Source organism: Pseudomonas sp. GM24 (assembly GCF_000282235.1).
Classification (GTDB): Bacteria; Pseudomonadota; Gammaproteobacteria; order Pseudomonadales; family Pseudomonadaceae; genus Aquipseudomonas.
The window spans coordinates 1-4,470 of sequence record NZ_AKJR01000330.1 but is presented as its reverse complement, the minus strand read 5'-3'; the positions used below and the strand labels follow the sequence as shown (position 1 = coordinate 4,470).

The following is a 4,470-nucleotide window of genomic DNA, read 5'->3' as shown; positions in this document are numbered from 1 at the left end:
CTGCGATCTTTTGATCTTGAAAACAACATCAAAAGATCGCAGCCTTCGGCAGCTCCTACAGGGGAACTGCGTAAGCCTGTAAGATCTCCATTCCGCTTCAGAAGCCACCGCTGAGCCCATGCCGCAACCCGCCTCCTCGAAACTCGCCCGCGTGCTGTTCGGCCTCTTGGCCTACGTCAGCCTCGGCATTGGCCTGATCGCCATCGTCGTGCCCGGCCTGCCGACCACCGAGTTCATCCTTCTTGCCGCCTGGGCCGCGACCCGCAGCTCGCCGCGCCTGAGTGCCTGGCTGGAAAACCATCGCTTGTTCGGACCGATCCTCAGCAATTGGCGCAACGGCAAGATCATCGCGCGCAAGGCCAAAGTCAGCGCGACAGTGAGCATGTTGCTTTGCGCGACGTTAATGCTGGTGATGCTCGATCACGGCTGGCCGGTCTATCTGGCGATTGCCGGGATGAGCCTGGGCAATCTGTGGATCTGGTCGCGTCCGGAATCGATTCCCGCGTGAACCCGCCCCCGTATCCACACTGAAACATCCCTGTAATTAATCGCTTTTTCAGCACTTTCTCCTGCGCAAACGTTTAGCGCTGACCGTCCGTCGGCACGCGCCTCATGCCCTCTGCTTCCACGCCGATGAGCATTGCATGGCGCTGAATGGATTTGGCGAACCGGATAGTTCATATCCGCCTGCCACCCGTTTATTCATTCGCGAGATCGCCCCATGTTCGACTCTCTGTCCATTCGCCTGAAAATCGTTCTGCTCTCCGGCCTGTGCCTGCTCGGTGTGGTTGCGCTGATCGTCGGCATGAACATCTACCAGACCAACCAGAACGACCAACTGGTCAGTGACTCGAGCAATAAATTGCTCACCGCCAGCGTGCAGAATCTGTTGCAAGCCAAAGCCGCCGAGCAAGCCGTGCGGGTGCAGAAGACCTTCGGCGAAAGCCTGACGGTGATCACAGCCCTGGCTGACCAGATCAAGGACATGCGCGTCATGGCCGCCAAGCGTTCGCTGGACGCCGGTGCCTTGCGCGAAGAGTTGAACCTGAGCCTGAAAACCGCTTTTGAGCGCAACGACAAAGTGCTGGGCATCTGGCTCGCCTTCGAACCGAACGCTCTCGACGGCAAGGACAGCGAGTTCGCCAACGATGCTGCGCGCCAGTCCAACGAAGCCGGACGTTTTGCCACGTACTGGAGCCGCGCCGCCGGCGCCTCGCTGAACACCATCATGGTCGAAGAAGACCTGACCAAAACCACCCTCAGCGTCAGCGGCACGCCGTACAACAGCTGGTACACCTGCCCTCGCGATGCCAAGCGCACCTGCCTGCTCGACCCGTATGCCGACACCGTCGGTGGCAAGGAAATGCTCATGACGACCATTTCCGTGCCGTTGATCGTCGACGGCAAGGCCATCGGCGTGGTCGGTGTCGACATCGCCCTCGATGCCCTGCAAGCAGCGGCCGTGGATTCCCAGCGCAACCTGTTCAACAACGCCGGGCACATGCTGATTGTTTCCGGCAGCGGCGTGCTCGGTGCTGACAGTTCCGACGCGAGCAAGGTCGGCAAAAAGATCAGCGACACTCTCGGCGCCGATGGCAAGGACGTGCTGCAACTGCTGACCTCTGGTACACCGAAGATTCTCGAACAGGGCGATCTGATTCGTGCGGTGTACCCGGTCGATCCGATCGGTAACTCACGCGCCTGGGGCGTAGTCATCGACCTGCCAAAACAAGTGCTGCTGGCCGATTCGGTCAAGCTGCAAGCGGTACTCGACGATGCTCAGGAAACCGGCGTGATCACCGCGCTGCTGGTCGCCGTGGTTGCCGGTCTGGTTGGCCTGTTGCTGATCTGGCTGACCGCGTCCGGCGTTACTCGCCCGATCAATAGCGTTGCCGAGATGCTGAAGAACATTGCCAGCGGCGAAGGTGATCTGACCCAACGCCTGAACTACAGCAAACAGGATGAACTGGGCGAACTGGTCAACTGGTTCAACCGTTTCCTCGACAAGCTGCAACCGACCATCGCGCAGATCAAACAGAGCATCACCGAAGCCCGTGGCACCGCCGACCAGTCTTCGGAAATCGCCCGCCAGACCAGCGAAGGCATGCAGGTGCAGTTCCGCGAGATCGATCAGGTGGCCACCGCGTCCAACGAAATGAGCGCCACCGCCCACGACGTCGCCAACAGCGCATCGAACGCCGCCAACGCCGCGAAAGGTGCCGATCAGTCGGCCAAGGACGGCATGTCGATCATCGAGCGCAGCACCCGCGACATCAATCAACTGGCCGAAGAAGTCAGCAAAGCGGTGACCGAAGTTGAAGCGCTGGCAGTCAACAGCGAGCAGATCGGCTCGGTACTGGAAGTGATCCGCAGTATCGCCGAACAGACCAATTTGCTGGCGCTCAACGCGGCGATTGAAGCGGCCCGCGCCGGTGAGAGCGGCCGTGGTTTTGCCGTGGTTGCCGACGAAGTGCGCAACCTCGCCAAGCGCACGCAGGATTCGGTGGAAGAAATTCGCATCGTGATCGAGCGCATTCAGACAGGCACCCGTGGCGTGGTCGCGACCATGCATTCGAGCCAGACTCAGGCACACAACAACGCCGGGCAGATTCGTCAGGCGGTGGATGCGCTGGGCAAGATCAGTGATGCGGTGACGGTGATCAGCGACATGAACCTGCAGATTGCCAGCGCGGCTGAGCAGCAGAGTGCGGTCGCCGAAGAGGTCAATCGCAACGTTTCGGCGATTCGTACCGTGACTGAAACCCTGACCGAGCAGGCTACTGAGTCGGCGGCGATCAGCAGCCAGCTCAATGCCCTGGCGAGTCAGCAGATGAAATTGATGGATCAGTTTCGCGTCTGAGCCCGCCACTCAATCCACCACAAAACCTTGTGGGAGCTGGCTTGCCAGCGATGGCGGCACATCAGTCAGTACATTGTTGACTGACACTCCGCTATCGCTGGCAAGCCAGCTCCCACAGGGTCAAGTGGCAACCCTGCAATCGGGGATTTCATCTGACACGGGATTGTTTTGCACTATCATCGCCCTCTCGCTCCGGAGGGCCTTCGATGACTGATTTACTCACGTCCATTCAAGCCGCACTCGGTTTGCCTCGCACACCGATTCCTTTCACCGAGCAAGGCGCCCTGCCCTCGGCGTTCGCCGTCACGGAGCTTGCCTGCGCCAGCATCGCTGCTGCCGGTCAGGCCGTCAGCGAGTTGATCCAGCAGCAGTCAGGTCATTTGCCGGCCGTTGCAGTCGACCGTCGATTGGCCTCGTTCTGGTTCTCCAGCTCGCTGCGACCAATCGGCTGGCAGGTGCCACCGCTGTGGGACCCGATCGCCGGCGACTACGCGACCCGCGACGGCTGGATCCGCCTGCACACCAACGCTCCACATCACCGCGCCGCCGCTGAACATGTGCTCGGCGCCTGCGCCGACCGTGATGCAATGGCGGCGAAAGTCGCGCAATGGACGAGTACGGATCTGGAACAAGCGGTGGTCGAGGCCCAGGGCTGCGCCGCCGAAATGCGCAGTTGGGCGCAATGGCAGAAGCATCCGCAGGGGCTCGCGGTGAATGCCGAGCCGCTGGTGCATTTCCTTGACTCGCAGGATGAACAGCACCAAGCGTGGCAAGGCTCGGTGGCGCAACCGTTGGCCGGGATCAGGGTGCTGGATCTGACACGCGTGCTCGCCGGCCCCACCGCCAGCCGTTTTCTCGCTGGCCTTGGCGCCAACGTGTTGCGCATCGATTCCCCGACCTGGAATGAGCCTGGTGTCGTTCCGGAAATGACCCTCGGCAAACACTGCGCGCGGCTGAACTTGCTGGATCCGGCGGATCGCGCGGTGTTCGAAGGCTTGTTGAAAGACGCCGATATTTTGCTGCACGGTTACCGCGCCGACGCTTTGGACAATCTCGGTTTCAGCGTTGAGCGCCGTCGCCATCTGGCACCGGGCCTGATCGATGTTGCCCTCAACGCTTACGGCTGGAACGGCCCGTGGCAGAACCGCCGGGGCTTCGACAGTTTGGTGCAGATGAGCAGCGGCATCGCCGAGGCCGGCCAGCGCTGGCAGCAGGCTGAGAAACCGACGCCATTGCCGGTGCAGGCGCTGGATCATGCGACGGGGTACTTGATGGCGGCCAGTGCGCTCAGGTTGCTGACTGAGCGGTTGGCGAATGGCCGCTCGGGCTCGGCGCGATTGTCGCTGGCGCGTACGGCAAAGTTGTTGATCGAGCATGGGCCGGGGACAACGCAAGCGTTGCGCGTCGAGGATGAACAGGATCAGAGCACGTCGATAGAGCAGACCCCGTGGGGCCCGGCGCATCGTTTGCAGGTGCCGGTGAAGATCAGCGGCACGCCGATTCAGTGGGCGTTGCCGGCTACAGAGCTGGGTTCTCATCACCCACAGTGGAATTAAAAGCCCCTCACCCTAACCCTCTCCCAGAGGGAGAGGGGACCGATCGGGTGATAT

General features: G+C 61.3%; 3 protein-coding genes and 1 pseudogene. All 4 read left to right on the top strand.

Annotated features, from left to right (window positions below):
- The first annotated feature begins 118 nt into the window (after positions 1-118).
- The 4 genes and pseudogenes from PMI23_RS27850 to PMI23_RS27840 all read left to right on the top strand — a co-directional run bounded on the left by PMI23_RS27850 (position 119) and on the right by PMI23_RS27840 (position 4,416).
- Complete coding sequence (locus tag PMI23_RS27850; protein WP_007917897.1) at positions 119-508, top strand: YbaN family protein; 390 nt, start codon at positions 119-121, stop codon at positions 506-508.
- Between the two features lie 213 nt (positions 509-721).
- Positions 722-2,002 (top strand): annotated as a pseudogene (locus PMI23_RS30450) (PDC sensor domain-containing protein); the annotation flags it as partial.
- Between the two features lie 102 nt (positions 2,003-2,104).
- Positions 2,105-2,860, top strand: coding sequence for a methyl-accepting chemotaxis protein (locus tag PMI23_RS30445; protein WP_443200716.1), 756 nt, complete (start codon positions 2,105-2,107; stop codon positions 2,858-2,860).
- A gap of 206 nt (positions 2,861-3,066) precedes the next feature.
- On the top strand, positions 3,067-4,416 hold the full coding sequence (locus PMI23_RS27840; protein WP_007950255.1) for a CoA transferase: 1,350 nt from the start codon (positions 3,067-3,069) through the stop codon (positions 4,414-4,416).
- The last annotated feature ends 54 nt before the right edge of the window (positions 4,417-4,470 follow it).

Excerpts from the sequence above, each read along its gene's own strand:
- PMI23_RS27850 (WP_007917897.1), top strand. The coding sequence starts at position 119 with ATGCCGCAACCCGCCTCCTCGAAACTCGCCCGCGTGCTGTTCGGCCTC.
- PMI23_RS30445 (WP_443200716.1), top strand. The coding sequence starts at position 2,105 with ATGCAGGTGCAGTTCCGCGAGATCGATCAGGTGGCCACCGCGTCCAAC.
- PMI23_RS27840 (WP_007950255.1), top strand. The coding sequence starts at position 3,067 with ATGACTGATTTACTCACGTCCATTCAAGCCGCACTCGGTTTGCCTCGC.